This window comes from Mycolicibacterium septicum DSM 44393 (assembly GCF_000455325.1).
Classification (GTDB): domain Bacteria; phylum Actinomycetota; class Actinomycetes; order Mycobacteriales; family Mycobacteriaceae; genus Mycobacterium; species Mycobacterium septicum.
Map to the genome: position 1 here is coordinate 336,389 of NZ_HG322953.1, position 24,940 is coordinate 361,328.

The 24,940-nt window shown below is 64.6% G+C and carries 28 protein-coding genes; 12 read left to right on the forward strand and 16 right to left on the reverse strand.

Features of this window, described 5'->3' with window-relative positions; genetic code table 11:
* The first annotated feature begins 20 nt into the window (after window positions 1-20).
* The 5 genes from TX88_RS28485 (at window position 21) to TX88_RS28500 (ending at window position 3,504) form a co-directional block, all read left to right on the forward strand.
* Window positions 21-1,373, forward strand: coding sequence for a phage portal protein (locus TX88_RS28485; RefSeq protein ID WP_044522673.1), 1,353 nt, complete (start codon window positions 21-23; stop codon window positions 1,371-1,373).
* Window positions 1,374-1,461: 88 nt separating this feature from the next.
* A complete protein-coding gene (locus tag TX88_RS28490; protein WP_044522675.1) occupies window positions 1,462-1,878 on the forward strand; it encodes a hypothetical protein in 417 nt (138 codons plus the stop codon).
* 120 nt (window positions 1,879-1,998) lie between these two features.
* Window positions 1,999-2,862 carry a phage major capsid protein gene (locus TX88_RS28495; protein ID WP_044522683.1) on the forward strand — a complete coding sequence of 288 codons (864 nt, stop codon included), beginning with the start codon at window positions 1,999-2,001 and terminating at the stop codon, window positions 2,860-2,862.
* A complete protein-coding gene (locus TX88_RS33575; RefSeq protein WP_084622225.1) occupies window positions 2,863-3,177 on the forward strand; it encodes a hypothetical protein in 315 nt (104 codons plus the stop codon).
* Window positions 3,178-3,504: a hypothetical protein gene (locus TX88_RS28500; protein WP_044522694.1), complete on the forward strand. Its 327-nt coding sequence runs from the start codon at window positions 3,178-3,180 to the stop codon at window positions 3,502-3,504.
* 326 nt (window positions 3,505-3,830) lie between these two features.
* Here the strand turns inward: TX88_RS28500 and TX88_RS28505 are convergent, their stop codons facing one another.
* From TX88_RS28505 to iolC, 10 genes are all read right to left on the reverse strand, one after another.
* Window positions 3,831-4,490, reverse strand: coding sequence for a hypothetical protein (locus TX88_RS28505; RefSeq protein WP_044522699.1), 660 nt, complete (start codon window positions 4,488-4,490; stop codon window positions 3,831-3,833).
* Between the two features lie 332 nt (window positions 4,491-4,822).
* On the reverse strand, window positions 4,823-5,122 hold the full coding sequence (locus TX88_RS35415; RefSeq protein WP_244438697.1) for an apurinic/apyrimidinic endonuclease family protein: 300 nt from the start codon (window positions 5,120-5,122) through the stop codon (window positions 4,823-4,825).
* On the reverse strand, window positions 5,077-5,676 hold the full coding sequence (locus tag TX88_RS28510) for a hypothetical protein (RefSeq protein WP_244438698.1): 600 nt from the start codon (window positions 5,674-5,676) through the stop codon (window positions 5,077-5,079). The genes TX88_RS35415 and TX88_RS28510 overlap by 46 nt, the downstream gene beginning before the upstream one ends.
* A gap of 81 nt (window positions 5,677-5,757) precedes the next feature.
* Window positions 5,758-6,633 carry a sugar phosphate isomerase/epimerase family protein gene (locus tag TX88_RS28515; RefSeq protein WP_044522704.1) on the reverse strand — a complete coding sequence of 292 codons (876 nt, stop codon included), beginning with the start codon at window positions 6,631-6,633 and terminating at the stop codon, window positions 5,758-5,760.
* A 2-nt stretch (window positions 6,634-6,635) separates the two neighbouring features.
* Window positions 6,636-7,655 (reverse strand): Gfo/Idh/MocA family protein, encoded by a 1,020-nt coding sequence (locus TX88_RS28520; protein ID WP_044522705.1) that lies wholly within the window; start codon window positions 7,653-7,655, stop codon window positions 6,636-6,638.
* A 7-nt stretch (window positions 7,656-7,662) separates the two neighbouring features.
* Window positions 7,663-8,568 (reverse strand): sugar phosphate isomerase/epimerase family protein, encoded by a 906-nt coding sequence (locus tag TX88_RS28525; RefSeq protein WP_044522706.1) that lies wholly within the window; start codon window positions 8,566-8,568, stop codon window positions 7,663-7,665.
* 9 nt (window positions 8,569-8,577) lie between these two features.
* Entirely contained in the window at window positions 8,578-10,530 is a 1,953-nt protein-coding gene (gene iolD, locus TX88_RS28530) for a 3D-(3,5/4)-trihydroxycyclohexane-1,2-dione acylhydrolase (decyclizing) (protein ID WP_044522709.1), read from the reverse strand.
* A gap of 4 nt (window positions 10,531-10,534) precedes the next feature.
* The gene (gene iolB, locus TX88_RS28535; protein ID WP_044522712.1) at window positions 10,535-11,413 is read right to left on the reverse strand and encodes a 5-deoxy-glucuronate isomerase; all 879 of its coding nucleotides are present in this window, start codon (window positions 11,411-11,413) and stop codon (window positions 10,535-10,537) included.
* Between the two features lies 1 nt (window position 11,414).
* Window positions 11,415-12,299: a Cgl0159 family (beta/alpha)8-fold protein gene (locus TX88_RS28540; RefSeq protein WP_044522714.1), complete on the reverse strand. Its 885-nt coding sequence runs from the start codon at window positions 12,297-12,299 to the stop codon at window positions 11,415-11,417.
* Window positions 12,292-13,302: a 5-dehydro-2-deoxygluconokinase gene (gene iolC / locus TX88_RS28545; protein WP_044522716.1), complete on the reverse strand. Its 1,011-nt coding sequence runs from the start codon at window positions 13,300-13,302 to the stop codon at window positions 12,292-12,294. The genes TX88_RS28540 and iolC overlap by 8 nt, the downstream gene beginning before the upstream one ends.
* A gap of 197 nt (window positions 13,303-13,499) precedes the next feature.
* On the opposite strand from iolC, the gene TX88_RS28550 reads away from it, so the two are divergent.
* The 4 genes from TX88_RS28550 to TX88_RS28565 all read left to right on the forward strand — a co-directional run bounded on the left by TX88_RS28550 (window position 13,500) and on the right by TX88_RS28565 (window position 17,329).
* Window positions 13,500-14,237, forward strand: a complete 738-nt coding sequence (locus tag TX88_RS28550) for a GntR family transcriptional regulator (protein ID WP_044524186.1) — start codon at window positions 13,500-13,502, stop codon at window positions 14,235-14,237.
* Between the two features lie 224 nt (window positions 14,238-14,461).
* On the forward strand, window positions 14,462-15,448 hold the full coding sequence (locus tag TX88_RS28555; RefSeq protein ID WP_044522718.1) for a substrate-binding domain-containing protein: 987 nt from the start codon (window positions 14,462-14,464) through the stop codon (window positions 15,446-15,448).
* A 2-nt stretch (window positions 15,449-15,450) separates the two neighbouring features.
* Window positions 15,451-16,509: an ABC transporter permease gene (locus TX88_RS28560; RefSeq protein WP_044522719.1), complete on the forward strand. Its 1,059-nt coding sequence runs from the start codon at window positions 15,451-15,453 to the stop codon at window positions 16,507-16,509.
* Between the two features lie 4 nt (window positions 16,510-16,513).
* Entirely contained in the window at window positions 16,514-17,329 is an 816-nt protein-coding gene (locus TX88_RS28565) for an ATP-binding cassette domain-containing protein (protein WP_044522721.1), read from the forward strand.
* Window positions 17,330-17,376: 47 nt separating this feature from the next.
* Here TX88_RS28565 and TX88_RS28570 read toward each other — a convergent pair whose 3' ends face one another.
* The 6 genes from TX88_RS28570 to TX88_RS28595 all read right to left on the reverse strand — a co-directional run bounded on the left by TX88_RS28570 (window position 17,377) and on the right by TX88_RS28595 (window position 22,796).
* A complete protein-coding gene (locus tag TX88_RS28570; protein WP_044522724.1) occupies window positions 17,377-17,886 on the reverse strand; it encodes a nitroreductase family deazaflavin-dependent oxidoreductase in 510 nt (169 codons plus the stop codon).
* 78 nt (window positions 17,887-17,964) lie between these two features.
* On the reverse strand, window positions 17,965-18,741 hold the full coding sequence (locus TX88_RS28575; RefSeq protein WP_044522730.1) for a TIM barrel protein: 777 nt from the start codon (window positions 18,739-18,741) through the stop codon (window positions 17,965-17,967).
* 20 nt (window positions 18,742-18,761) lie between these two features.
* Window positions 18,762-19,754 carry a Gfo/Idh/MocA family protein gene (locus TX88_RS28580; RefSeq protein WP_044522733.1) on the reverse strand — a complete coding sequence of 331 codons (993 nt, stop codon included), beginning with the start codon at window positions 19,752-19,754 and terminating at the stop codon, window positions 18,762-18,764.
* Entirely contained in the window at window positions 19,751-20,623 is an 873-nt protein-coding gene (locus TX88_RS28585) for a sugar phosphate isomerase/epimerase family protein (RefSeq protein ID WP_044522737.1), read from the reverse strand. Before TX88_RS28585 ends, TX88_RS28580 begins: the two co-directional genes overlap by 4 nt.
* Entirely contained in the window at window positions 20,620-21,627 is a 1,008-nt protein-coding gene (locus tag TX88_RS28590; protein WP_044522745.1) for a Gfo/Idh/MocA family protein, read from the reverse strand. The genes TX88_RS28585 and TX88_RS28590 overlap by 4 nt, the downstream gene beginning before the upstream one ends.
* Window positions 21,624-22,796, reverse strand: a complete 1,173-nt coding sequence (locus TX88_RS28595) for a phytanoyl-CoA dioxygenase family protein (protein ID WP_044522751.1) — start codon at window positions 22,794-22,796, stop codon at window positions 21,624-21,626. The genes TX88_RS28590 and TX88_RS28595 overlap by 4 nt, the downstream gene beginning before the upstream one ends.
* 82 nt (window positions 22,797-22,878) lie before the next feature.
* Here TX88_RS28595 and TX88_RS28600 point away from each other — a divergent pair, with 82 nt between their 5' ends.
* The 3 genes from TX88_RS28600 to TX88_RS28610 form a co-directional block, all read left to right on the forward strand.
* Window positions 22,879-23,883, forward strand: coding sequence for a LacI family DNA-binding transcriptional regulator (locus tag TX88_RS28600; RefSeq protein WP_044522757.1), 1,005 nt, complete (start codon window positions 22,879-22,881; stop codon window positions 23,881-23,883).
* Window positions 23,880-24,053, forward strand: coding sequence for a hypothetical protein (locus TX88_RS34745; protein WP_209447117.1), 174 nt, complete (start codon window positions 23,880-23,882; stop codon window positions 24,051-24,053). The genes TX88_RS28600 and TX88_RS34745 overlap by 4 nt, the downstream gene beginning before the upstream one ends.
* Window positions 24,054-24,312: 259 nt before the next feature.
* Window positions 24,313-24,940 (forward strand): carbohydrate kinase family protein (locus TX88_RS28610; protein WP_044522760.1); only part of this gene is annotated, 628 nt, incomplete at its 3' end.

Here is a 24,940-nt window from a genome sequence, read left to right on the forward strand (position 1 = left end):
ACACAAAGGACTTTCAACTTATGACCGACGATCTAATCGAACTGCTACAAGCCCTGGACGCACCACAGTACCGATACCGCGTGCTGGACAACTACTTTAACGGGAACAGCCCGCTTAGCTTCCTAAGCCCAGAGGCCAAGGTGGCTCTGCGCAACTTTGATCAGTTGTCCTCAAATCTGTGCCGTACCGCTGTGGTGAGCTTGCAAGAACGTCTGCGCCTATCCGGTGTTGAGGGTACCGACGCTTGGAGTTTGTTCGAATATTCGGATCTTGACCAGCTCGCGGCGCAAGTACATAGGGACGCACTGCTGTATGGCGTCGGGTATGTGCTTGTCTGGACTGATAGCAACGGAAAGCCTAGGGCCACTGTTGAATCACCTAAGCAGGTGATTGCGCAGCGTGACCCTGTGACGCGCGACGTGGTTAAGGCGGTCAAGCGCGTTCGTACCAAGACGACGACCGAGGCTTGGGTGTACTACCCCGACCGGGTGGAGCATTGGCGCTCTAATTCGCCTAGTTCCGGTAACGCGGGATATGCACTCGTGGAAACCGTTCCGCATACCTTGGGTGTGGTTCCTGTGGTCCCCATTGGCGATGATTCAAGCGCGATTGACGACCTGCTGAGTCTTCAGGATGGAATCAACAAGCTACTGACTGACATGCTCATTGCGTCCGAATATGCAGGTAGGCCAAGGCGATACGCCACTGGTATTGAACTAGTCGAGAAGCCGGTCACCGACGACCAGGGCCAGCCGGTCATAGATCCTGACACGGGCGAGGTTGTGACCGAGGCGGTTAACCCGTTCCCTGAGTCGAATCGAATGATGGTCTCGGAGGCTGCCGAATCTAAGTTCGGCGCGTTGCCTGCCGCTGACCTCAAGACTTTCGAATCCGGTATTCGCGTGCTGATCAGTCAGGCAATGATGGTTTCTGGCCTACCGGCTCACTATGTCGGGTTGCTACAGGAATCGGTCACGTCTGCCGACGCTTTGCGAGCCGCTGAGGCCGCGCTAGTGGCCCGAGCTGAAGCACGTCAGCGCATTTACGGGGTCGGTTGGGAAGCGGTTGCGCGGCTACTGGTCGCTATCCGTGACGGGGTAGATCCAGACTCGGTGATTGCCCGCGTGGTGTGGTCCCCGGCGGATACCCGTTCGCAGGCTCAGGAGGCGGACTACGCGGTCAAGCTGTATAGCGCCGGAATCCTCTCCCGTAAGGGTGTCCTGAAGCGTCTAGGCCTGACTGCCGACGAGGTGGAAGAGGAGCTAGCGAACACCAGGGAAGAGGCTCAGGTGGGTCACGATCTGAAGTTCGCCGCGTTCTCACGTGACCTGGACACGATGACCGGAAAACCGCCTCAGAAGCCCGCTGCTTAACCCGCATGTTTCCACCCATGCCCGACCTCTTGATCGCACCTGAGGGCAAATGGGGGCTATTGCGGCCCCATCTGAGAGAGGAACCGTCATGTCCGATACTGACGAAACCCAAGCCGAGGAAACCGACCAGCTCGACGCTGAACAGGTGACCGAGGAAAACGACGACCATAGCGGTACGTTCCCGCGCGCCTATGTCGAGAAACTACGCACAGAAGCCAAAGACAACCGTCACCGCGCCGAGACTGCCGAACAGAACCTAGACGCCGTAATGCGTGAACTGTTCACCGCGAAAGTGTCCGCTACCGGCAAGCTGGCCGACCCAGACGATTTGCCCTATGACGCTGAACTACTTGACGACGACAAGCTCACTGCGGCAATTGACGAACTGACCACACGCAAGCCACACCTAGCCGCACGCAAGGCTTCCGGCAGTGTCGGCCAAGGTGTCACCAGCACCAAAGATGAACCATTCTCACTCCTTGGCCGCTTGCAACAATCGGTCTAAACCCGGTGAGAGACCAAAGCGATTGATTCGCAGTCTCTCCCACACTTGAGGGTCTGATACCCATTCCTACCTCTGTCCTGATGGCAGTCGTTTCACACTGCTATTCAAGGACATTCAGAAATGGCTATTCAGACTCCGGCTACTCAGCCGACTCTCTCGGCGGCAGAAGTCGCCAAGCTCCTAGTAGAACCGCTTGAGCAGGTATCTACGTTCCTGTCGGCTGGCCCACAAATTATCGACTCCGCTGGACCTGTCCGCGTGCCCCGCATTGCGTCGGGTGCTTCTGCTGCTTTCGTGGCCGCAGGTGTTCAGATCACCGATAGCGCAGTCGCTTTCGATGAAGTGCAACTACTTCCGTCGACCCTTAAGGGAATCAAGAGCCTGACCAAAGTCTCAAATGAGCTGGTGCGCCAGGCAACTCACACCGTGGGTGCATTGGATCAGGTGCTCTCCACTCGTTTGGTCACCGACGTTTCCAACGTGTTGGATGCCGCACTCTATGACGGCACTGGCACTTCGGACACGATCAAGGGCATCCTTCGCCAGACCGGCGTCACCACTGGCGTTTTGGATCTTGCCGACCCTGACAGCCTGATTGATGGTCTCGCAGCAGCGCAGGGAAACCACGTCAGCCCAACACATTTTGTGATGACTCCTGCCAGCTTCGCAGCTATCCGCAAGGTGAAGGTCGGTACTGGTGACCGTCGCTACGTGATCGAACCGAACACCATTCAGAACGGTGTTGCTTTCCAGCTGTTCGGACTGCCTGTGGTGATCACCGACGATATTCCCGACGTGTCGGGTAAGGCGCGTGTAGCGCTCGTGGACTTTAGCAAGGTTGTGGTTGCCCGCGACCAGAACCCCACCGTCGCAGTACTCGATCAGACTTTCGGCGATTACGACACCGTAGGTATCCGTGTCACCGCGAGGTTCGACGTGGCACTACTTCAGCCTAAGGCTGTGACCCTTCTAACTGTGGCCTAAATGATGGTTACCGCAACTGATTTGGGCGCATTCCTGAATCGCACCGTGGATGTGGCCCAGGCTAATACGGTTATCCAAGTGGTAACTTCACTGGCCGAAAGCTATACCCGTGGTGTCGGATTCACTGATCACGTGCCTAACGATGAGATTGCCGCTGTGGTGCTGGGAGCAAGTGCCCGTGTCATCTCTAATGCCAAAGGCCTTGAATATCAGGAAACGTATGGCCCGCAGTCGATTGGGTTTCGTACCGCGTTCGGTTCCTGGACTGTCGCTGAGACGTTTGTTCTCAACCGGTTTAGGGCAAGGGCAGCGTAAGTGAGTACCGCGAAAGTCTGGCGCTTTGAGCGTTCGTGGAAGGGTGAAGCCACCAACTCACCTGAGGATGCTTACCTAGGGGAGATTGACGGTGTGATCATCGGCGGTGTCAGTGCTCGTGCGCTACGTCACTTCCCAGGATTGCAGGACACCACCGGTCAGGCCGGATTCCCCAAGGATGCAGCTATCCAAGTGCAACCGGGGGACCACGTAAAGATCGGTGACACAACCTATCTCGTGAACGGACCTGTCGAGTGGGACGAACCCACGATCTACGGCACTGACTTCGGCTACCGCTGGCTCAGTGTCGAAGCATCAAGCAACTAAAAGGATTTGAGACAAATGAAGCAAAAGGATGAGCGCTACGAGGCAACCGCCAAGTTGTCTCGCGCAGCCCGTGCCAAGCTTGAGGCCAAGGCCGACAAGCGCAAGTAGGCAATGCCAGCCATGGCACCTCGAAAGTCCCCATGGTTGGAAGGCGCGCCTGAAAAGGGATGCGCGCCCGATGAGACCTCACCCGTACTGTGCAACCAGCGGGTGGGGTTTTGTTGCATCTACAGAACCGGCACCCGTCAACGTCCAAGAGCGGGTGAGCGGCACCGCATAGGAGCGGGTGCCGCCAAGGTTGCCCCCGGTTCGCCGGGGGTATTCGCCTATTCGGAGGTGGTGTGGTTGCGGAGATTGACTAGCGCGTAGCTCGTCAGTTGTTTTGTAAGTCGTCTGACCTCGTCGTCCAGGAGGCTTGCACGTAGACGCTCGTCTTCTCGCCGCCGACGTAGTTGGCGCACCATCACCACCCCTTCGTAGTGCGTCCTCTCTTCGGCAATGATGGGCTGCAGTTGATTGAGCAATGCGAGTAGTTCCTCATCCTTGGTAAGCAGTCGGATCGCGAACGCATGCCCGCTTATTTGGTTGTAGACGCCCCAGTATTCTGCGGCCATGATTGCTCGCATCGCCTTGTCTACCCGGTCGAAACGATAATCCAAGTCCTCTTCGGCTCGCGCTATCCCCTCAACAACTTCATCGATCTGACCGATCGCTTTGTCAAGCTTGACCGTGCGTTCCGCGAGCGCATTTATCAGACCGATTATCTCGATCCGAAGCTTGTCGAGCCGAGCCTCCTCACGGACCCGTTCGAACTGGGCGATGGACGTGTCTAGCACTGCTTGGGCGTGACTCTGGGATTTTGTGAACTGCTCTCCCGACAGGCGGAGGGTGCGTCGGTTTGAACGCAGGTTGAACAGAACGGCAATCACAGCGACCGTGATCGTTCCCAACGCTCCCCAACCCGGCGTGTAATACCACCCATCCATCCGTTTCCTCCCCGGCATAGTCCCGTTAGGACAATATCGGCAAGACGATTCAGTGTGTGCTTGGTCCGCACTCGGTCCGCAGTTGGTGCTGTTTGGCAGTATTTGATAGTTCGTGATAACCCCTGGTAGGAGTCTATTTATCCATCATTTTCAACAGTGACACAACGCGGTAAAACACCAGGACTAGGTTGCTCTACATCCTCTGAGATAGACGTCGTCGGGTGTGGAGGCTGGATCCGTCCGGATCCTGGTAACCGCGCAGCCTCCACACCCGACGATCACCCGCGGTACTTCGTGACGTACGGCCGCTTGTCCTGGGTGACGGCTGACCATCAGAGTACAGTCAGCGCCGATTTTGCGGCGAGCCCCAGCGCCTCGCGAGCCGGGAGACTTCGGAACGAATCCGACAGGATCTCGACACCCCACGGGCCCCGGAACTCGAGGTGCCGCAACACCGTCACCAGCCCCTTTAGGTCGAAATCCCCGTCGCCACAGAGCAACCGGTTGTGCACGGTGTCCTCGAACAGCGTGCCCACCACCTCGCCGGCGGCGTCGTCGAGTTCGACCCCGAAGATCATCTCCGGGGTCAGCGACCCAGCCAGGTCGCTGATCGTCGTCCCTGCCCGGAACACATGCCAGGCATCGATGAGCAGGCCGGCCGCTGAATGTGCGGCCGCCCGGATGAGGCCGGCCCCACCGGAATCGTGTCGATCATCGAGAACGGCATCGGCTCGATCGCCACCCGGGTGCCGTGGGCCGCGGCCTCCTCGGCAAGCGCACGCAGGGGAGCCACCAGTTCACTCAGATCGGTGGTGCGCGAACACCGTTCGGAGCCGATCTTGATGAAGGCGGGACTCAACACATCGGCAGCCTCGAACAGCAGATCGCGCACATCGTAGGAATGCCCGGCTCGTCCTCGGGGGATCCACCACCGCTCGAGCAACTCGATCTCGATGTGTGTCAGTCCTGATGCGGTGGCCAGGTCACCCAACGCGGCGAACCCGATTGAGTCCCTGATGGCCAACAGGTCGTCGGCGATCAGGCCGAAGCCGGTGAATCCGGCCTCCGCAATCGCGGCCACCCGCGCAGCGATAGGCACCGGGCTTGTCGCCGGGTTGTCCATCGGGGAGGTGTTGCCGGCGCTGGTCCACGCCGTGGCAACCAGATCGGTTGCTGCCCTACGCATCTACATGTTCTCGGGAACGCCGAGGGTGATGCCGCCGTGGCTGAGATCGACCTGGTGGGAATTGGTCTTGCTCATACGCTTCTACTTCCCGTACTTCGCGACGTATTCGGTCATGGTCTTGAGTTGATAGCGGGACACCTCACGGGCGTTCTCGTCCTCGGCGAATACCGAGGACACCATGACGGTGTCGTCCCGGTCGTAGAAGCCGATGTCAGCCAGGCCGCCGAAGAACTCGTCCCAGTTGATATCGCCGTCACCGATTTTCAGGTGCTGGTGCACCCGCACCGGGTTGCCCGGCGGGTTGGTGATGTAGCGCAATCCATGGCTGCGGTGGTGGTCCATGGTGTCGGCGACATGGACTAGGCGCAGTTTTTCGCCGGCGGCGCGAATGATCTCGGTCATGTTCGAACCCATGTGGAACGTATGGCAAGCCACGTACACCATGCCGATGTTGGGGGAGTTGACCCCGCGGATGATCCGCACCGCCTCCAGGCCGTCCTCGACGAAATCGTCTGGGTGCGGGTCGATCCGGACGTCGATGCCTTCGCGTTCGATGATCGGCAGCAGTTCTTCCATCGACCGGAAGAACGCCCGCTCGGACTCCTCGGCCTTTTCGGGTCGGCCAGAGAATTCGGTGTTGATGACGTTGACGCCGAGGTCGACGGTGATCTGGATGACCCGCTTCCAGTTGCGTACCGCGGCCTCGCGGGCGTCGGGGTCCGGGCTGGACCAGCGCAGCACGGGCAGCACGGAGGCGATCCCGACGCCGGCGTCCGCACAGGCCTTGCGGAACTTGGAGACCAGGTCGTCGTCGGCACGCGGATGGTTGAAGAACGGGATGAAGTCGCGGTGCGGGGTCAGTTGCAGGTACTCGTAACCGAGTTCTGCTACCAGACGGGGGAATTCGAGTAGCTCGTAGTCGTGGTGGAACGGTGTCGGATCCAGCGCGATCTTCACGCTCATGCCCCCGGGATCGACGCGCGCGACACCATCTTCACGTCGACGGGCAGACCGGTCTCCAGCGCCTCGACACCGGCCGCACACACCGCGGCAGCGGCGTAACCATCCCATGCGGTCGGGCCGTCGACGTTGATTCCATTGCGCACCGCGTCAACCCAGCGCTGAAACTCGATGTCATAGGCCCGGCCGAAGCGCTCCCGGAAACCGGGGGTGATGGTGCCACCCCAGGTGCCTGGTGAGCCCTTCCGGACCAGACCGACATCGAGTCCGATGAATGCCGAACCCTTTTCGCCCACCAGCTCGGTGCGCACCTCATAGGCCACTCCGGTGGTGACGAACAATTCGACATCGACATGCTTGCCGGATTCGGTGCGCATGATGGCGATCTGCGGGTCCTGGATGCCCTCGGGGGCACCCGGATTGACGGCGGGCTTCATGATCTGAATCGAGGCGATTTCCTCGTCGAACAGGAAGCGGGTCACGTCGACCTCATGGACCAGGGAATCCTTGACGATCATGGAGCTGTCGAAGCTCGGCGGCACGGCCGGGTTGCGGTGCACACAGTGCAGCACCAGCGCGCGGCCGAACTCACCGGCATCCAGCAGGTTTTTCAGCTGGGTGTACTCCTCGTCGAAGCGGCGCATGAAACCGACCTGGATGAGCCGTTTTCCGAGCTCGGCCTCGCGCTTGACGACCTCCAGGGACGATTCGACATCGGTGGTCAGCGGCTTCTCGCACAGCACGGGTTTGCCGTGCTCCAGGCAGGCCAAGAGCTGTTTGTCGTGGGTCGGCCCGGGCGTGGCGAGTACGACGGCATCGACCTCGGGATCGGCGATGGCGTCGAGCGGATCGGTGACGGCCCGGCAGCCGGGGATGCCCGCGGCGATCGCCTCGGCCTTCTCGGTGAGGAAGTCGTTCACCACGACGACGCGGGCACCGGAGATCCGGCTGGTCAGGCGCGCGACGTGGTCGGCGCCCATGATGCCGACGCCGAGGACGGCGATGCGAAGATCAGGCATGGTGCTCCTAGCTGAAACGAACGGACGGGACACCGCAGGAACCCAGGTACTTCTGGGTGCGCTTGGCGATGGGCAGGGGAGCGTCGACCTCGCAGGGGTACATATCCTGCTCGACGATCGCGAACACGTCGATGCCGAGCTTCTCGATCTCGGCCAGCAATGGCGGCATCTCCGGAATGCCGAGCGGCGGTTCGGTCATCGCGCCCAGCTTGACGGCCTCGCCGAACGGCAGGTCCTCGGCCTCGACCTTGGCCCGCACCTCGGGATCGACCTGCTTGAGGTGCAGATAGCCGATGCGCTCGGGGGCCCGCTGGATGATGGCGATGTTGTCGCCGCCGCAGTAGCTGATGTGCCCGGTGTCCAGGCACAGATTCACGAATTCGCCGTCGGTGCCGTCCAGGAAGCGATATACGTTCTCTTCGGTGTCGACGTGGCTGTCAGCGTGCGGGTGGTACTGCGCACGCACGCCGTACTTCTCGAACATGGCCTTGCCGAGCTCGTTCATACCCTGGGTCTTCTTGCGCCACTGATCAGCGGTGAGGTTGCGGTCCTCGAGAACCGCGCCGGTGGCGGGATCACGCCACATCTCGGGGATCACCACGACGTGCTTGCCACCGACGGCGGCGGTCAGCCTTGCCACGTCCTCGATCTGCGCCCAAACGGCATCCCAGGAATCGTCCTGATGGAGGTGCTCGAAAACCGTGCCCGCGGACAGTTTGAGATTGCGCTCGGCCAGTTCGTCGGACAGCTGTTTCGGATCGGTCGGCAGATAGCCGAACGGGCCCAATTCGATCCATTCGTAACCGGATTCGGCCACCTCGTCGAGGAAGCGGGTATAGGGCGTCTGGTTCGGGTCCTCGGGAAACCACACACCCCAGGAGTCGGGGGCCGAACCAACGAGAATTGTGCTCATGGATCTCTTTCAGCGGTCGGACGGATTGATCAGGGGGCGTTGAACTTTCTTCCAGTCCGCATACCGTGCGTAGGCGCTCTGGGTGGACTCCAGCGTGGAGACCTCCGACACCGGGACGTCCCACCAGGACTGGCTGTCGGGGGCGTAGATCAGCGGATCGGTCTCGACGTGGATGACGGTGGTTCGCTCAGCGGCCTTGGCCGCCTTGACCGCGTCGGTGAACTCCGCGGCGGTGGTGGCCTTGATGACGTCGGCGCCCAGGCTGGCGGCGTTGGCCGCCAGGTCCACCGGCAGCGTGTCGCCGTCGAGCCGGCCGTCCCCGCTGCGGTAGCGGTAGGAGGTACCGAACCGCTGCGAGCCCAGCGACTCGGAAAGCCCACCGATGGAGGCGAATCCGTGGTTCTGCACCAGCACGGGGATGACCTTGATGCCCTCCTGTACGGCGGTGACCAGTTCGGTGGCCATCATCAGGTAGGAGCCGTCGCCGACCATGATGAACACGTCGCGATCCGGATCGGCCATCTTGACGCCGATCCCTCCGGCGATCTCGTATCCCATGCAGGAGTAGCCGTACTCGACGTGATAACCCTTGCGGTCACGAGTGCGCCACATCTTGTGCAGGTCCCCGGGCATCGAGCCGGCCGCGCACACCACCACGTCGCGCGGATCCGACAGCGTGTTCACCAGACCGATGACCTGGTTCTGGTTCAACGCCGCGCCGTCGTCGGAGGTCGCGTAGACCGCGGACACGGTGTCCTCCCACTCGGCAGCCAGTTCAGTGACCCGCGTGCGGTATTCGTCGCTGACGCGGAAGTCGCCCAGCGCGGTGCTCAGCGCCTCGAGTGCCTCACGCGCATCGGCGACCACGCTGATACCGCCCTGCTTCACCGCGTCCAGCGACGCCACGTTGATGTTGACGAACCGGATGTCGGGATTGTTGAACGCGGTCCGCGACGCGGACGTGAAATCGCTGTATCGGGTGCCGATTCCGATGACGACGTCGGCTTCCGACGCCAGCGCGTTGGCCGCCGTGGTGCCGGTGGAACCGATCGCCCCGACCGACTGCGGATGGTCGTAGCGCAGCGAGCCCTTGCCGGCCTGGCTCTCGGCGACCGGGATGCCGGTGCCAGATGCCAATGCCGCCAGAACGCCTTCGGCGCCGGAGTAGTGCACGCCACCGCCGGCGACGATCAGCGGCTTGCGGGCCGACGCGACGATCTCTGCGGCGCGCGCGATCACCGACCGTTCGGGCAGCGGGCGGGCGATGTGCCAGGTGCGTTCGGCGAACAGCGATTCCGGCCAGTCGTGCGCCTCGGCCTGCACGTCCTGGGGGATCGACACCGTCGCGGCTCCGGTCTCAACGGGGTCGGTCAGCACCCGCATGGCCCCCAGCAGGGCGGCCGGGAGTTGTTCGGGCCGCCAGACCCGATCGAAGTAGCGGGACAGCGGCTTGAAGGCGTCGTTGACCGTGACGTCACCGGAGGACGGCAGTTCGAGTTCCTGCAACACGGGTGAACTGACCCGGGTGGCGAACGTGTCGGCGGGCAGCAGCAGCACCGGTAGCCGGTTGATGGTGGCCAGCGCGGCGCCGGTGAGCATGTTGGTGGAGCCGGGGCCGACGCTGGCGGTCACCGCCCAGGCTTGCAGCCGGTCCTTCTGCCGGGCATAGGCCACCGCACTGTGCACCATGGCCTGCTCGTTGCGGCCCAGCACGTACTTGAGTCCGGGTTCTTTCGAGGCCTCGGCTGCGGCTATCTCGTCCTGCAGCAGCGCCTGGCCCAGTCCGGCCACGTTGCCGTGGCCGAAGATGCCGAAGCAGCCGGCGAAGAATTTGGACCGGACCCCGTCGCGCTCCACATACTGGCCGGCCAGGAAGCGAATGGTGGCCTGGGCCACGGTGAGTCGCACGGTGCCCTCGGTGTCGACCAGTTTCTCGGTCGACTTCGGTGCGGTGGATACCACGGGATCAGGCTCCTTCGCGAGAGGTGGAGGGACGGAACGGGAGACGCGGATCCACGTCCTGGTGCTCCCAGCTGCCCCGCAGCCAGGTGTGGTTCGGGTCGTCACAGATCAGCCAGGCCCGGTCGGGGCCGGAGCCGGCCATCACGTTGAGGTAGTACATGTGGTGGCCCGGTGCCGCGATCGAGGGTCCGTGATAGCCGTGTGGCACCAGCACGACATCCCCGGTTCGGACCTCCTCCAGCACCTCGATGGGGCGCTCGGGGGTGCCGTAGACCCGGTGATAGCCGAATCCCGGTGTGCCGGCGGGGCTGTCGTCGATCTCGAAGTAGTAGATCTCTTCCAGCTGGGTTTCCACCTCGGTGTTCTCGTCGTGCTTGTGGGCGGGATAGCTCGACCAGTTGCCACCCGGGGTGATGACCTCGCACGCGATCAGCGAGTCGGCCTCGAATGTTGTCGCAGTGCCGAAGTTGTGCACCTGGCGGCTGCAGTTGCCCGCGCCGCGAAGTTCGACGGGGACGTCGGCGGCGGCGCGCCGTCGGTTCGGAAACGAACGCGTTGCCCGCGCACCGCAGATCGCGAAGCGTCCCGCACCGGACAGGCGGTACTCCTGACCGATGCCGAGATAGACCATGTCGGCGGGGCCGTCGAAAACCGACGACCGCGGTGACAATTCGAAGGTTTCCCCGCCGCATTCGACGGTGCCGCCACCGGTCAGCGGAAGGATCATCACCTCGGTGTGCCCAGTGTGCAGTTCTGCGGCCTGGCTGTCGTCCAGCTCCAGTACCCGCAAAGAGGATTCGGCCCAACCGGCGGACTCCGGGGTGACGTCGACGGTGAACGGCAGCTCGGCGCTGCGGGCCGGGATATAGAGTTTCGAATGCATGTCACCTCACCAACTTCACCGCGGTCGCGACCGCTGAACTGACATCGTCATCGGGCGGGTACAGCAGGGTGCGCCCCACGATCAGGCCCCGCACGGACGGCAGGGTCAACGCTTTCTCCCAGGACGCGAAGGCCTTGTCGGGATCGGTCGGGTCGCCGCCGAGCAAGAGGGTCGGCAAGGTCGTCGACTCCATCACCCGATCCATCTCGTCGACGACGGGCAGCTTCATCCAGGTGTAGGCCGAGGTCGAGCCCAGACCCTGGCTGATGTGTACCGACTTGATCACCGCATCGGGGGACAGGTCGTTACGCACCTTGCCGTCGACCCGGCTGGACATGAACGGCTCCAGCATGGCCACCAGGCCGTGTGCGGCGAGCGCGTCGACCGCCTGGGCGCAGGACGCCAGCGTGGCCACCGTTCCGGGATCGTCGAGATCGATGCGGCACAACATCTTTCCGCCGTTCATCCGGGCGGTGGCCGTCGATGCCGCGGTGGCTCCCGTCATCCGATCGTCGAGCTCGAAGGACGACCCCGCCAGTCCGCCTCGGTTGAACGAGGAGAACACCACCTTGTCCTCCAGCGCGCCGAGCAGCAGGAGGTCATCGAGGATGTCGGCGGTCGCCAGCACACCGTCGACCCCCGGGTCGGCGAGTGCGGCGCACAGCCGGTCGAGCAGGTCGGTGCGGCTGTTCATCGCGGTGGGCCGCGACCCGACAGCGAGTGCGCCGCGGGCCGGATGGTCGGCCGCGACGATCATGAGCTTGCCGTCACCACGAACGGTCGGACGGGCGGTGCGGTGCTGCCATGCCGCGGCGATCGTGCCGGGCTCGGACGCCCGGAGTTCGGTGATCGCGGCGTAGTCCGTGCACACGGTGGGTTTAGACATTGACAGCCTCCACGGCGGTTTGTTCGGCGAGGTCGGCCACCTCCACGGCGGTCGGCATCGCGGTCGAGCATTCGAGCCGGGATGCGACGATGGCCCCGGCGGCGTTGGCGTAGCGCAGGGTCTTCTCCAGTGGCCAGTTGCGGAGCAGGCCATGAATCAGGCTGCCACCGAAGGCATCTCCGGCACCGAGCCCGTTGACGACATCAACCTCGTTGGGCGGCACGGTGACCGAGCTCTGCTTGGTCTTGCCCAGTACGCCGCGCGGCCCCTGCTTGACGATCGCGAGTTCCACGCCGAGGTCGAGCAGGGCGTCGGCAGCCTTGTGCGGGCTGGCCTCGCCGACGGCGATCTCACACTCTTCGCGATTGCCGACCGCCACGGTGACGTGGCGCAACGCCCGCTGAACCTGTTCGGTGGCCGCGGCCGGTGTTTCCCAGAACATCGGCCGGTAGTCGAGGTCGAGAACGGTCAAAGGAGCTCGCGAGCTGTGCCGATTGTCTTCGCGCAAGCGCTCATCCCGAGCCGACCAGGCTGCGAAATGTGCGCTACGGCTGGGCTCTTCGGACAGGCCGGTCACCGTCGACCAGTACAGGCGAGCGTTACGGATGGCGTCCAGGTCGAGTTCGGTGGGACTGATCTGCAGGTCGGGTGCCGACGGTTTGCGGTAGAAGTACAGCGGGAAGTTGTCCGGCGGGAAGATCTCGCAGAACGTCACCGGCGTCGGGTACTCGCCATGGGTGCTGACATAGCGGTTGTCGACACCCAGCCGGGCCAGTTCGTCGCGGACGAACCGGCCGAAGGGGTCGTCGCCGGCCCCGGAGATCAGCGCGGTGCGATCGCCCAGCCGGGCGGCGGCGACTGCCACGTTGGCGGCGCTGCCACCGAGGAATTTTCCGAACGATTCCACCTGGTCAAGCCCCACCCCGACCTGCAACGGATACACGTCGACGCCGCTGCGCCCGATGGCGATGACGTCGAATGGCTGGCTGGCGTTATCGGTCACGACTGACTCCCGAGTGCGATGTGCGTATGTGCGTTCCGGCGACGACGAGCGCGCCTGGTGTCGGTGTCGACTGTGCTCCCCGTCACCATGTGCTGTCAAGACTTTGTTCGGACATTCTTACTTTCAGTCATAAGCAGGTAGTCTGGACAATCACTCCCGGCGAACTGCGCGCGGAGGACACGAGGATTGGAGTGAGCGTGACCCCGACGTTGTCCGTGGAGCTCGACCGTTCGAGTCCGGTGCCGCTGTACTTCCAGGTTGCGCAGGTCTTCGAAAAGGCAATCCTGGATGGGCAACTCAAGCCGGGGGATCGTTTCGAAAACGAGTTGGCGCTGGCCAGCCGGCTCAGTCTGTCCCGGCCGACGACGCGCCGCGCGATTCAGGAACTGGTGGACAAGGGGCTGCTGGTCCGCAAGCGCGGTGTGGGCACGCAGGTGGTGCAGACCCCGGTGCATCGTCCCGTCAAACTCACCAGTCTGTTCGACGATCTGGCGCGGGCCGGCCAGGAACCGGCCACCAGGGTGCTCGAGTACGCGTTGGGTCCGGCGTCCGACGAGATCGCCGAACGGCTCAACCTGGAAGCGGGCAGCGAGGTGGTGACGATGCGCCGGCTGCGAATGTCCGGCGGTCAACCGTTGGCGCTGATGACCAACTACCTTCCCGCGTCGATCGCGCCGGATCGCGATGAACTCGAGCGGGCCGGTCTGTACCAGTCGCTGCGCTCCCGTGGGGTGCACATCCGGTTGGCTCAGCAGCGCATCGGCGCCAAGGCTGCCGAGCGGGACGAGGCGAAGCTGCTCGACGAGAAGCCGAAGGCCCCGCTGCTGGTGATGGAGCGGACCGCGTTCGACGATTCCGGACGCGTCGTCGAGTACGGAAGCCACGCCTACCGCGCATCGCGGTATTACTTCGATACCACCCTCGTCGATCGCTAGATCTCTCAAAGCCGTTGCAGCCCTGCAGGTTTTGACGCACCGGCGTGGCTGACCGCCACCGGTGCGGGGTTCGCTGCAGCGCTCCTGGGCATTTGATATGCAGTCCTAATGTCCGAACAAAGTCTTGACATTCGGATGTGAGCGGTATTACATCGACTGCGAGGCCGTGTCGCTTGTCACCCAGACGCACAAGCACCCGGTGACGTCGATGGCAAGGAGAAGCAATGAGGTTCAGTCGGCTCGCGGTGGTAGCTGCGGCGGGTGTGCTGGTCATGGGCGCCGGCGCGTGCTCCAGCACCGGCGGAAAGCCGCGGGACACCGGTGGCGGGATGGGCGGCGGAACCGTCGACACCCCGCGGGCCACCATCGCGATGATCACCCACGAGGTGCCGGGTGACTCCTTCTGGGACCTGGTGCGCAAGGGCGCCGAGACCGCGGCCAAGAAAGACAACATCGAACTGCGGTACTCCTCGGATCCCGAGGCGCCCAATCAGGCCAACCTGGTCCAGACCGCCGTGGACAGCGGTGTGCAGGGCATCGCGGTGACGCTGGCCAAGCCGGACGCCATGAAGACCGCTATCGAAAATGCCACGGGCAAAGGCATTCCCACGGTCGCGTTCAACGCCGGCCTCGACTCCTGGCAGAAGATCGGCGTCAAGGAGTACTTCGGTCAGGACGGTTACATCGCCGGGCAGGAGGCGGGCCGGCGGCTCACCGAAGAGGGTGCCAAGAAGGTCCTGTGTGTGATCCAGGAACAAGGCCACGTCGACCTCGAGGCCCGCTGCGCCGGCGTCAAGAACACCTTCCCCGGCACCGAGACACTCAACGTCAACGGCAAGGACATGCCGTCGGTGGAGTCGACCATCACCGCCAAGCTGCAGCAGGACCGATCGATCGACTACGTGGTGACCCTTGGTGCGCCGTTCGCGCCGACCGCCGTGCAGTCGGTACGCAATTCCGGGAGCTCGGCCAAAGTCGGCACGTTCGACACCAACGCCGCACTGGTCGACTCGATCAAGAACGGTGACGTCCAATGGGCCGTCGACCAGCAGCCGTTCCTGCAGGGATACCTCGCCGTCGACTCACTGTGGCTCTTCATCAACAACGGCAACGTCATCGGCGGCAATCAGCCAACTCTGACCGGTCCGTCGTTCATCGACAAGACCAATATCGACGCGATCGCCGAGTACGCGAAGAACGGGACACGCTAGCCATGAGTACCCAGGCAGACCTCAACCTCGAAACGCACAAGGTCGTCCGCGACGAGCGGGTCAAGGAACAGAACAAGCTGCAGCGCCTGCTGATCCGCCCCGAGATGGGTGCGGCGATCGGTGCGATCGGCATCTTCGTGCTGTTCCTGATCGTGGCGCCGCCCTTCCGGACCCCGGAAGCCCTGGCCACGGTGCTCTATGCGAGTTCGACGATCGGCATCATGGCCGTCGGGGTGGGCGTGCTGATGATCGGCGGTGAGTTCGATCTGTCGTCGGGCGTCGCGGTCACCACGGCTTCGCTCTCCGCCTCGATGTTGTCGTACAACCTGCACCTGAACCTGTGGACGGGTGCGGTACTGGCGCTGGTGATGGCCCTGGCGATCGGCTTCTTCAACGGCTACATGGTGATGAAGACCAGGATCCCGTCGTTCCTCATCACACTGAGCACCTTCTTCATGCTCGCCGGCATCAACCTGGCGGTGACCAAGCTGCTGTCCGGCCAGGTCGCGACCCCAAGCGTGTCCGACATGGAGGGATTCGATTCCGGCCGAGCCGTATTCGCCTCGTCGTTCAATATTCTCGGGGTGTCGGTCCGCGTCACCGTGCTGTGGTGGATCCTGTTCGTCGTCATCGCCACCTATGTGTTGTTCAAGACCAAGATCGGCAACTGGATCTTCGCCGTCGGCGGCAACCAGGACAGCGCCCGTGCCGTTGGCGTACCGGTCACGAAGGTGAAGATCGGCCTCTTCATGGTGGTCAGCTTCTGCGCCTGGTTCGTCGGCATGCACCTGTTGTTCGCGTTCAACACGGTGCAGTCCGGCCAGGGCATCGGTAACGAGTTCTTCTACATCATCGCCGCGGTGGTCGGCGGCTGCCTGCTCACCGGTGGCTATGGCACCGCGATCGGCACGCTGATCGGTGCCTTCATCTTCGGCATGACCAACCAGGGCATCGTCTACGCCGGGTGGAACCCGGACTGGTTCAAGTTCTTCCTCGGCGGGATGCTGCTGTTCGCGGTGATCGCCAACAACGTCGTCCGTAACTACGCAGTGAAGAGGTAAGTAGATGAGCACAACTGCTGAAGCCCCGATTGCGGAGACACCGTCGGGCGGCGCGGTGCCGCTGGTCGAACTCAAACACGTGGGCAAGAGCTACGGAAACATCATCGCGCTCAAGGACATCAACCTGCGGGTGGGTGCCGGCGAGGTGACGGGCGTGCTCGGCGACAACGGTGCCGGTAAGTCCACCTTGATCAAGATCATCGCGGGCCTGCACAAGCCCACCGAGGGCGAGCTGCTGATCGACGGCGCGCCGACGGTGTTCGACTCACCCAAGGCCTCGCTTAAGGCCGGAATCGCGACCGTCTACCAGGACCTGGCGGTGGTCTCACTGATGCCGGTGTGGCGCAACTTCTTTCTCGGCAACGAGTTGCGCAAGAAGGGCATCCTGCCGTCGCTGGACATTTCCGCGATGCGTGCGACCACCATTTCCGAGCTGCACAAGATGGGTATCGACCTGCCCGATGTCGACGCGCCGATCGGCTCGCTGTCGGGTGGTCAGCGCCAGTGTGTGGCGATTGCGCGGGCGATCTTCTTCGGCGCCCGCGTGCTGATCCTCGACGAGCCGACGGCAGCGCTGGGTGTCAAGCAGTCCGGCATGGTGCTGCGCTACATCACGGCCGCCAAGGAACAGGGGTTCGGGGTCATCTTCATCACCCACAACCCGCACCACGCACACATGGTCGGTGACCATTTCGTGCTGCTGAACCGCGGGCGGCAGAAGTTGGACTGCACCTACGACGAGATCTCCCTGGAAACCCTGACTCAGGAGATGGCCGGCGGCAACGAGCTTGAGGCGCTCAGCCACGAGCTCCGCCGGTAGTTTCTGCCTCGGCGCCCCGTCAGCCACCCGGCCGGCGGGGCGCTGCGCTATCTGCGCGTCAGCGCGAACACCCGCATGTCCCGGTCGGTGCGCGTCTGGTAGGCCCGGTACATCGGGTAGGCCAGAAAGCGCTGCAGAGCCCCGTCGCGTTCGGCGCCGGAGAGCACGGCCGCGACGACCGGGATGTCCTGGCCTGCCATCGATATCGAAGCCTGCGGCTCGGCGACGAGATTGCTCGACCACGACGGATTGTGCTGCTGGCCGAAGTTGCTGCCCATCACCAGTAGGCGGTCGCCCTCGTGGACATAGCTGAGCACGGAGGTGCGTGGCCGGCCTGACTTTCGACCGGTCGTGGTCAACAGCAGTTCGGGCATCGACAGCGGTCCGAACAACGAGAAGCGACCCTTCGTGCGGTCGACCACCCGCCTGTCGAGTGGCACGATCGCCCGGATCACCTTGGAGCCGAATGGGGATGCGGCGAACGCGAACACCGGCTTGAACATCGGCGAGAGGTCGTCACGCCCCCAGTTGCCGTGCGGAAAGGATGCCTCGGACATTCCGTCATTGTGCGCACGGCGGACCTTGGAATGCGGCGCATCGCCGAAACACGCACGCTCGCGGTGCTCAGCGAGGCATCAGGAGAACGCGGTGCGGAAGGCTTCCAGCGCCGCGACGCTGTCTCCGGAGGCGTAGGCCTCCATGCCGACGGTCCCGGTATAGCCGATGTCGTGCAACGCCTTTGCGATGGCGGGGTAGTGGATCTCACCCGTCCCCGGCTCGCAGCGCCCCGGCACGTCGGCCACCTGGATCTCGCCGATCGCCGACCCGGCCCGGCGCACCAGGTCGACGAGGTTTCCCTCACCGATCTGGGCGTGATAGAGGTCGAGCATCATCTTGACGTTGGGGTGGTCGACCGCCTCGATCAGCGCCAGGGTGTCCTTGGCGCGCGCCAGCGGAACCCCGGGGTGGTCGACGATGGTGTTGAGGTTCTCCAGACAGAAGGTGACACCGGCCTCGGCGCCCAGCTCACCGAGCGCTTCCAGCCCACGCAGCGCCGAGAACCACATCTCGCCGGTGACCCGGTGGCGGGGCCGGGCGGCCTGACCGTCGACCAGCTCGCCCGGATGCACGACGAGGCGCGGAACTCCCAGTACCTCAGCGGCTTTGATGGCTTCCTGTGCGGTACGCACCACCTCGCGGGCGCCCGCCGGGTCGTAGAGATCGCCGCGTAGATAGCCGGTCATCGACGAGAACCGGGCGTCGGTCGCGGCCAATGCATCGAGGTCTTTGTCGTGGAAGCTCCAGATCTCCACCGAGAAGCCGAGTTCGGAGATACGCCGGGCCCGCTCGACGATGTCGAGATCGGTGAAGACCATCTCGGCACACACGGCCAGTTCGAATGTCTGAGTCATAGTCCTTCTCCTTGCGCCGCCTAACGCGTGCGTAGCCCCGCGGCCTGGTACGCGGCGTCGACGTAGGCCATGTTGGTCACCGCGTCCGCGAGCCCGAACGGCAGCGCCGCACCGTTCTGTACGTGGTCGGCGAATGCCTCCAGTTGGTACGTATAGCTGGCCCGGGTCCCGAGTCGCTCGACGCGTTCACCGGCGACCGTCCGCACGGTGATCCGGTCGTCGTCGTTGGGCCGGATGAAATCGTGAACCAGCACCTCGCCCTCGCTGCCGACGATCCTGATGGTGAACGAATACTCGGGCGCCACCATCGAATTGGCGGTCAGCCCGGTCGCCCCGCCCGGGAAACTGACCTCGACATCGCACGTCGCATCGACATCGGTCGAGCGTTGCTCGGCGCGGGCGGCGACGATGGACGGTGCGCCGCGGAGCCCGTCGACGTCCAGACGGCCCAACGACCGCAGGACGTGCATGCCGTAGCAGCCGAGGTCCATCAGGGCCCCGCCGGCCAGTTCCAGGGACCAGCGGGGGTCATCGTCGTCCGGTGCGGGCATCGCCATCCGCACCTCGACCCGAGTGAGCCGGCCGATCTCACCGCCGGCGGCCAGCGCGAAGGCCCGCTGTGTCACCGGATGGAAGAAGTAGTGGAACCCCTCCAGCACCGTCACCCCCGCAGCCTCGGCGGCCCGGGCGACTGTGGCGGCCTCAGATCTGTTGCGTGCGAAAGGCTTCTCGCTGAGCACGGGCTTGCCGGCGGTGACGGCCGCCAGATTCCACGGCGCGTGCAATGCGTTGGCCAGGGGGTTGTATACGACATCCACCTCGGCGTCGTCGATCACCTCGGCGTACGAGCCGAGCACGCGCTCCACACCGTGTTTGTCGGCAAAAGCCGCCGCGCGCTGCGGATCACGCGCGGCGACCGCCACCAGTCGGTGACCCAGTTCCTGCGCCGGCCCCACGATGGCCTTCTCGGCGATCCGGGAAGCACCCAAGACCCCGATGCGCAATCCGGTCACGAGGTCGCAGACTTCAAGTACGCCACGCTGGCCCGCACGTCGGTGACCGGCCCGTCTCCGGCGGGTGCGTTGTCCAGAATGGTGTCCTGCTCCATCACGAACCATCCGTCGAAACCGTTGTCCCGCAGGACCGAGACGATGCCCGCGATGTCGACATCACCGGTGCCCAGGGGCGTGTACATCCCGGCTTTGACGGCATCGGTGTAGCTGATCTCACCCGATTGCACCTTGGCGGCCAGGGCCGCGTCGACATCCTTGAGGTGGGTGTGCGCGATTCGGTGCGGCACCGCCTTGGCCAGTTCGAGCGGATCGGTGCCGCCGATCAACAGGTGCCCGGTGTCCAGGCACAGCGGGATCGCCGAGCCTGCCAGCACCCGGTCGACATCGTCGCGGGTCTCGACCATGGTTCCCACGTGCGGATGCAGCACCGCGAGCAGGCCGCGCGCGGCGACGATCGAGGCCAGCCGGTCCAGGTTGGACAGCAGTGTCGCCCATTGGTCGTCATCGAGCACCGGCCGGGAGTCGTAGCCGTCGGATCCGGTGGCCGCGGCCAGCACCACGACCCCGGCGCCCGCTGCCACCAGCGAATCCAGCGGTCCGGCAAGGTCATCGGCGGGATCGTGGTCGGCGTTGTGCAACACCACGGGGACGAACCCGCCGACGCAGGCCAGCCCGTGCCGGGTCAGCACGGACTGAAGCTCGGCGGTGTCGGCGGGCAGGAAACCTTCTGGGCCGAGTTCGGTGGCGGTCAGGCCGGTGTCGCGCATCTCGGTGAGCACGCGTTCGGGGTCGAGCTGGTAACCCCAGCCGGGTACCTCGCAGACGCCCCACGAGATCGGCGCTCCGGCGATTTTGATGTCGGCGCTCATGCGTTGCGAACCTCCTCGATGCGCACCGGGGCGCCCCGGCGCAGGGACTCGGTGGCGGCCTCGGCGAGCCAGGCCACCTCGACGGCGTCGGCCACCGTGGCGCCGGCGACCGGCGCGCCCTTGGCCACCTCCACGAAGCCGGCCAGCTCCGTGCGGAACGCCTCGGTGAAGCGGTCCATGAAGAAATTGTGTGCGGGGCCGGTCGGGAATGTGTTGGCCGGGTCGACATTTCGGATCGGCACACCCTGGTCCCAGCCGGCGGCCACACTGTCGCCGAATCCGTGAACCTCAAGGCGGCAGTCGTATCCGCGGGCGTTGTAGCGGGCATTCGACACGACGCCCAGCGCACCCCCGTCGAACCGCACGATCACCGCGGCGGTGTCCACGTCGCCGTACTCGGCGAAGAGCGGGTCGCCCTGTACGGATCCGGTGGCGTACACCTCGACCGCGTTCTGGCCGGTGATCCAGCGGATGATGTCGAAATCGTGCACGGCGCAATCACGGAAGATGCCGCCGGAGCCCTTGATGTAGTCCAGCGGCGGGGGAGCGGGGTCCATCGTGGTGCTGCGCACCGTGTGCAGGATGCCCAACGACCCGTCGTCGACCGCACGCTTGGCGGCGGCGAAGGCGGCATCGAACCGGCGCTGGTACCCGACCTGCACGGGGACACCGGATCGTGCGATGGTCTCGGCGACCCGCGCGCTCTCCACGGCGGTGGAGGCGATCGGCTTCTCGCAGAAGGTCGGGATGCCGCGCTCGACGGCGGCCAGTGTCAGCTCGGCGTGCGCGGGTGTCGCGGCGGCCACGACCACGCCGTCGATGCCGGAGGACAACAGTTCCTCGACGGTGTCGACGGCTTTGGCGCCGTGCTTGGCGGCCACCGCAGCGGTAACGTCAGGGCGCTCGTCGGTGATCACCAGCCCGTCCAAACCGTCCAGGGTGGAAAGGGTTTCGGTGTGGAATGCGCCGATGCGGCCCAGTCCGATAACGCCGAGCGTGGTCATGGAATTCTCCGTTCTTGTTGCTGATCGAGGATGCTGTCGAGTTCTTCGGGGGTCAGATCACCGGCCAGTGCGGCCAGCACGGTGTCGACCTGGCTGGGCGGAGCCAGACTGCCGATGGGTTGGTCCCGGTCGAGATTCGTCGGGAACGCGTAGCCCTCGGCGGTGGCGTTGACGGCGTTGGACAGCTCGCGCTCGGAGCGGCCCGCGGACTTCATCGCCAGCAGGGCGGGATACACGGCCCGGACCATGGCGGTGCGATCGAGTGCTTCCATCGCGCGGCCGAACGGCGAGGAGATCTGTAGCAGGTTGGCCATGCGCCGGATGTCGGTCGAGGTGTTGGTGCCTGCGCCGTGATACAGCGCCGGATTGAAGAAGACCGCATCGCCCTTGCGCAGCGGCACCTGAACTTGGTGGGCGGCGAAGAATTCGATGAACTCCGGCCGGGAGAACGCGATGTACCCGGCTTCGAAGGTCTGCGAGTACGGCAACAGCATGGTCGGGCCGCTGGCCGGCGGCATGTCGCAATGCGCGACCGCGCCCTGCAGCGTCATCGCCGGCGACAGCCGGTGCAGATGTGCGGGGTAGTCGGCCAACTGGTCCGGGGTGACGAAACCGAGGTGATAGTCGCGATGCGGAACCTGGGCTGCACCACCGGGATTGACGACATTGACCTGTGAGGTGACCTGATAGCGCGGGCCCAGCCAGGCCTGCGATACGACGGCCAGCGCGTCGTTGGCGTAGTACTCGGTGTACACGCCGGGGGAATGCAGGGCCAGCTTCTGCCCGGCATTCCAGATGCGGTCGTTCGCACCGGCCTTGCCGAAGTGGTCACCGGCGGCGGCGCCTTCGGCGCGCTGGGCTTCGATCAGCGCGCCGAACGCGGCGCTGGCCCGATCGACGACGTCCTCATCGAAGGCGCCTTCGAACACCACGACGCCCGGGCCGTCGGCCAACGCGCTGATCAACTCGGCCTGCAGCCCGCGGCGATCGGCGTCGGCGATGGTGGCGGCCGAGTACACCGGGACGTTGTGCCGGATATAGGCGGCCAGGGGGTAGTCGGCGGCGTCGGTGGTACGCGACACCTGGGCGCGGAACTCGTCGAGGGAGCAGTCCGCTTCCTCGATCCAGGCCCGGCGCCCGGTCTGCGATGTCCGCAATGTCGTGGTCATGGCTGACAGTCTTGCTGTGTCCTGTGGCACAATCAACGGCAAAAATCCATCAAAAAACCATCAGGAGCATCGGAGTTCAGAGGTGGCGCACCGATACAAGGTCCGTGAGATCGCTCAGCAGTGTGGTTTGAGCGAGGCCACGGTGGACCGGGTGCTCAACGACCGCCCGGGCGTGCGGGACAACACCCGGGCCGAGGTGCGCCAGGCGATCGCGGATCTGGACAAGCAACGGGCGCAGTTGCGGCTCAACGGGCGCCGCTACCTGATCGACGTGGTCATGCAGACCCCCCAACGGTTCTCCGATGCGTTCCGGGCCGCCGTCGAGGCCGAATTGCCCACGTTCGCCCCGGCCATGCTGCGGGCTCGCTTCCATCTCTGGGAGTCCGGCTCAACTGCCCAGATGGTCGACACGTTGGCGGGCATCCGCAGCAGCCACGGGGTGGTGCTCAAGGCGGCCGACGAACCCGAGGTGGCCGAGGCCGTCGACCACCTCGTCGCCGCCGGGGTTCCGGTGGTGACGTACACGACCGACATCCCCACCAGCGCCCGCAGTGCATACGTCGGCATCGACAACCACGGAGCCGGTGCGACGGCGGCCTACCTGATCGAGCAATGGCTGGGCCCCACCGACTCCGAGGTGCTGATCACCCTGAGCCGCACGGTGTTTCGTGGTGAGGGCGAGCGTGAGGTGGGATTCCGGTCGGGGCTGCGCGGTTCCGGTCGCGCGGTCGTCGAGGTCACCGACAGCGACGGCATCGACGCGACCAACGAACGGCTGGTGCTCGACGCGCTCAAGCGTCACCCGTCCGTGGAGGCGGTCTATTCACCCGGAGGCGGAAACGCCGCCACGGTGGCGGCGTTCGAGAAGCTCGGACGAGAGTGCCGGGTGTTCGTCGCCCACGACCTCGATGTGGACAACCGCAGGCTGCTGCGGGAAGGCAGGATCTCGGTGGTCCTGCACAACGATCTCCGGGCCGACGCGCGACTGGCGATGCGGCTGATCCTGCAGCAACACGGCGCACTGCCGGGCGAGCCGGTCCGCCCCGTGCCCATTCAGGTGATCACGCCGTACAACCTGCCGGCGTGAGCCATGCGGCTTATCCGGGCTCTGCGGTCGGGGCGGGTTGGGCCTTGACCGGTGGTGTGGCGGCGGGCGTGTCGGGCTGGGACGGCGGTGCGGATTGGGTCACGGTCTCGCCGAACTGCATGGTGGATTGGGCCGAGGGCACGGATATTCCGGGTGCGCCATCGGGCTGAGCGACCTGGACGCCGAGTACCGCCATGACGGCGGCGGCTGCCAGGCCGGCGGTACAGAGGAGGAGTTTCAGTCTCGAATCCATGCGCATTTCGCACTACCCTTCGTCACAACATTGGCTATCTATGTGATTTGAATGCGAATCCCGCGAGAGGCATTCCGCCCCGCCCTCGATGTGAGGTGGATCACATTTTGATGTCGGGTCGGGGATCGGGCGGGGTCGGGGAGCGCGGTGATCGTCCAGACCGGGAGACTTCATCCATGCCACGAGAGCTAGTCCCTGGGGTAACCGTGCTCGGCAACCTCGCGATCGACATCATCAACGGGGCGCCGCCGAGCCCCGGGGGATGCGCATCGTTCGCGGGAGTGGCGCTGCAGGCGGCGGGCGGACCCGGCCGGATCATCGCGATGGGCGCCGAACGTGATCACGCCCTGTTCGACGGGCTGCGCGCGCGGTTCGGGTCGCTGGTGCAGATCCTGCCCTCGGAAGTCACCAGTTCGTTCAGCCTCGACTACGACGACACCGATCACCGGCACATGGGTGTGCAGGCGATCGGCCCGGTGTGGACCGCCGCGGACATCGACGTGGCCGACCCGGCGACGACATGGGTGCACCTGGCCCCGTTACTACGCACCGATTTCCCGGCAGAGACGCTGGCCGCCCTCGCGGCGCGCGGCCATCGGGTCGCCTATGACGGGCAGGGCCTGGTGCGGGCCGACCGATTGGGGCCGCTGATCGAGGATCGCCACTTTCCCGCGGATCTGCTGGCCGATGTCGACATCCTCAAGCTTGCCGAGGACGAGGCGGTGATCGTCGCCGACGGTGCGTTCGACGCGTCGAGCGCGGAGCGACTCGGCGTCGCGGAGATCCTGGTGACCTACGGCTCGG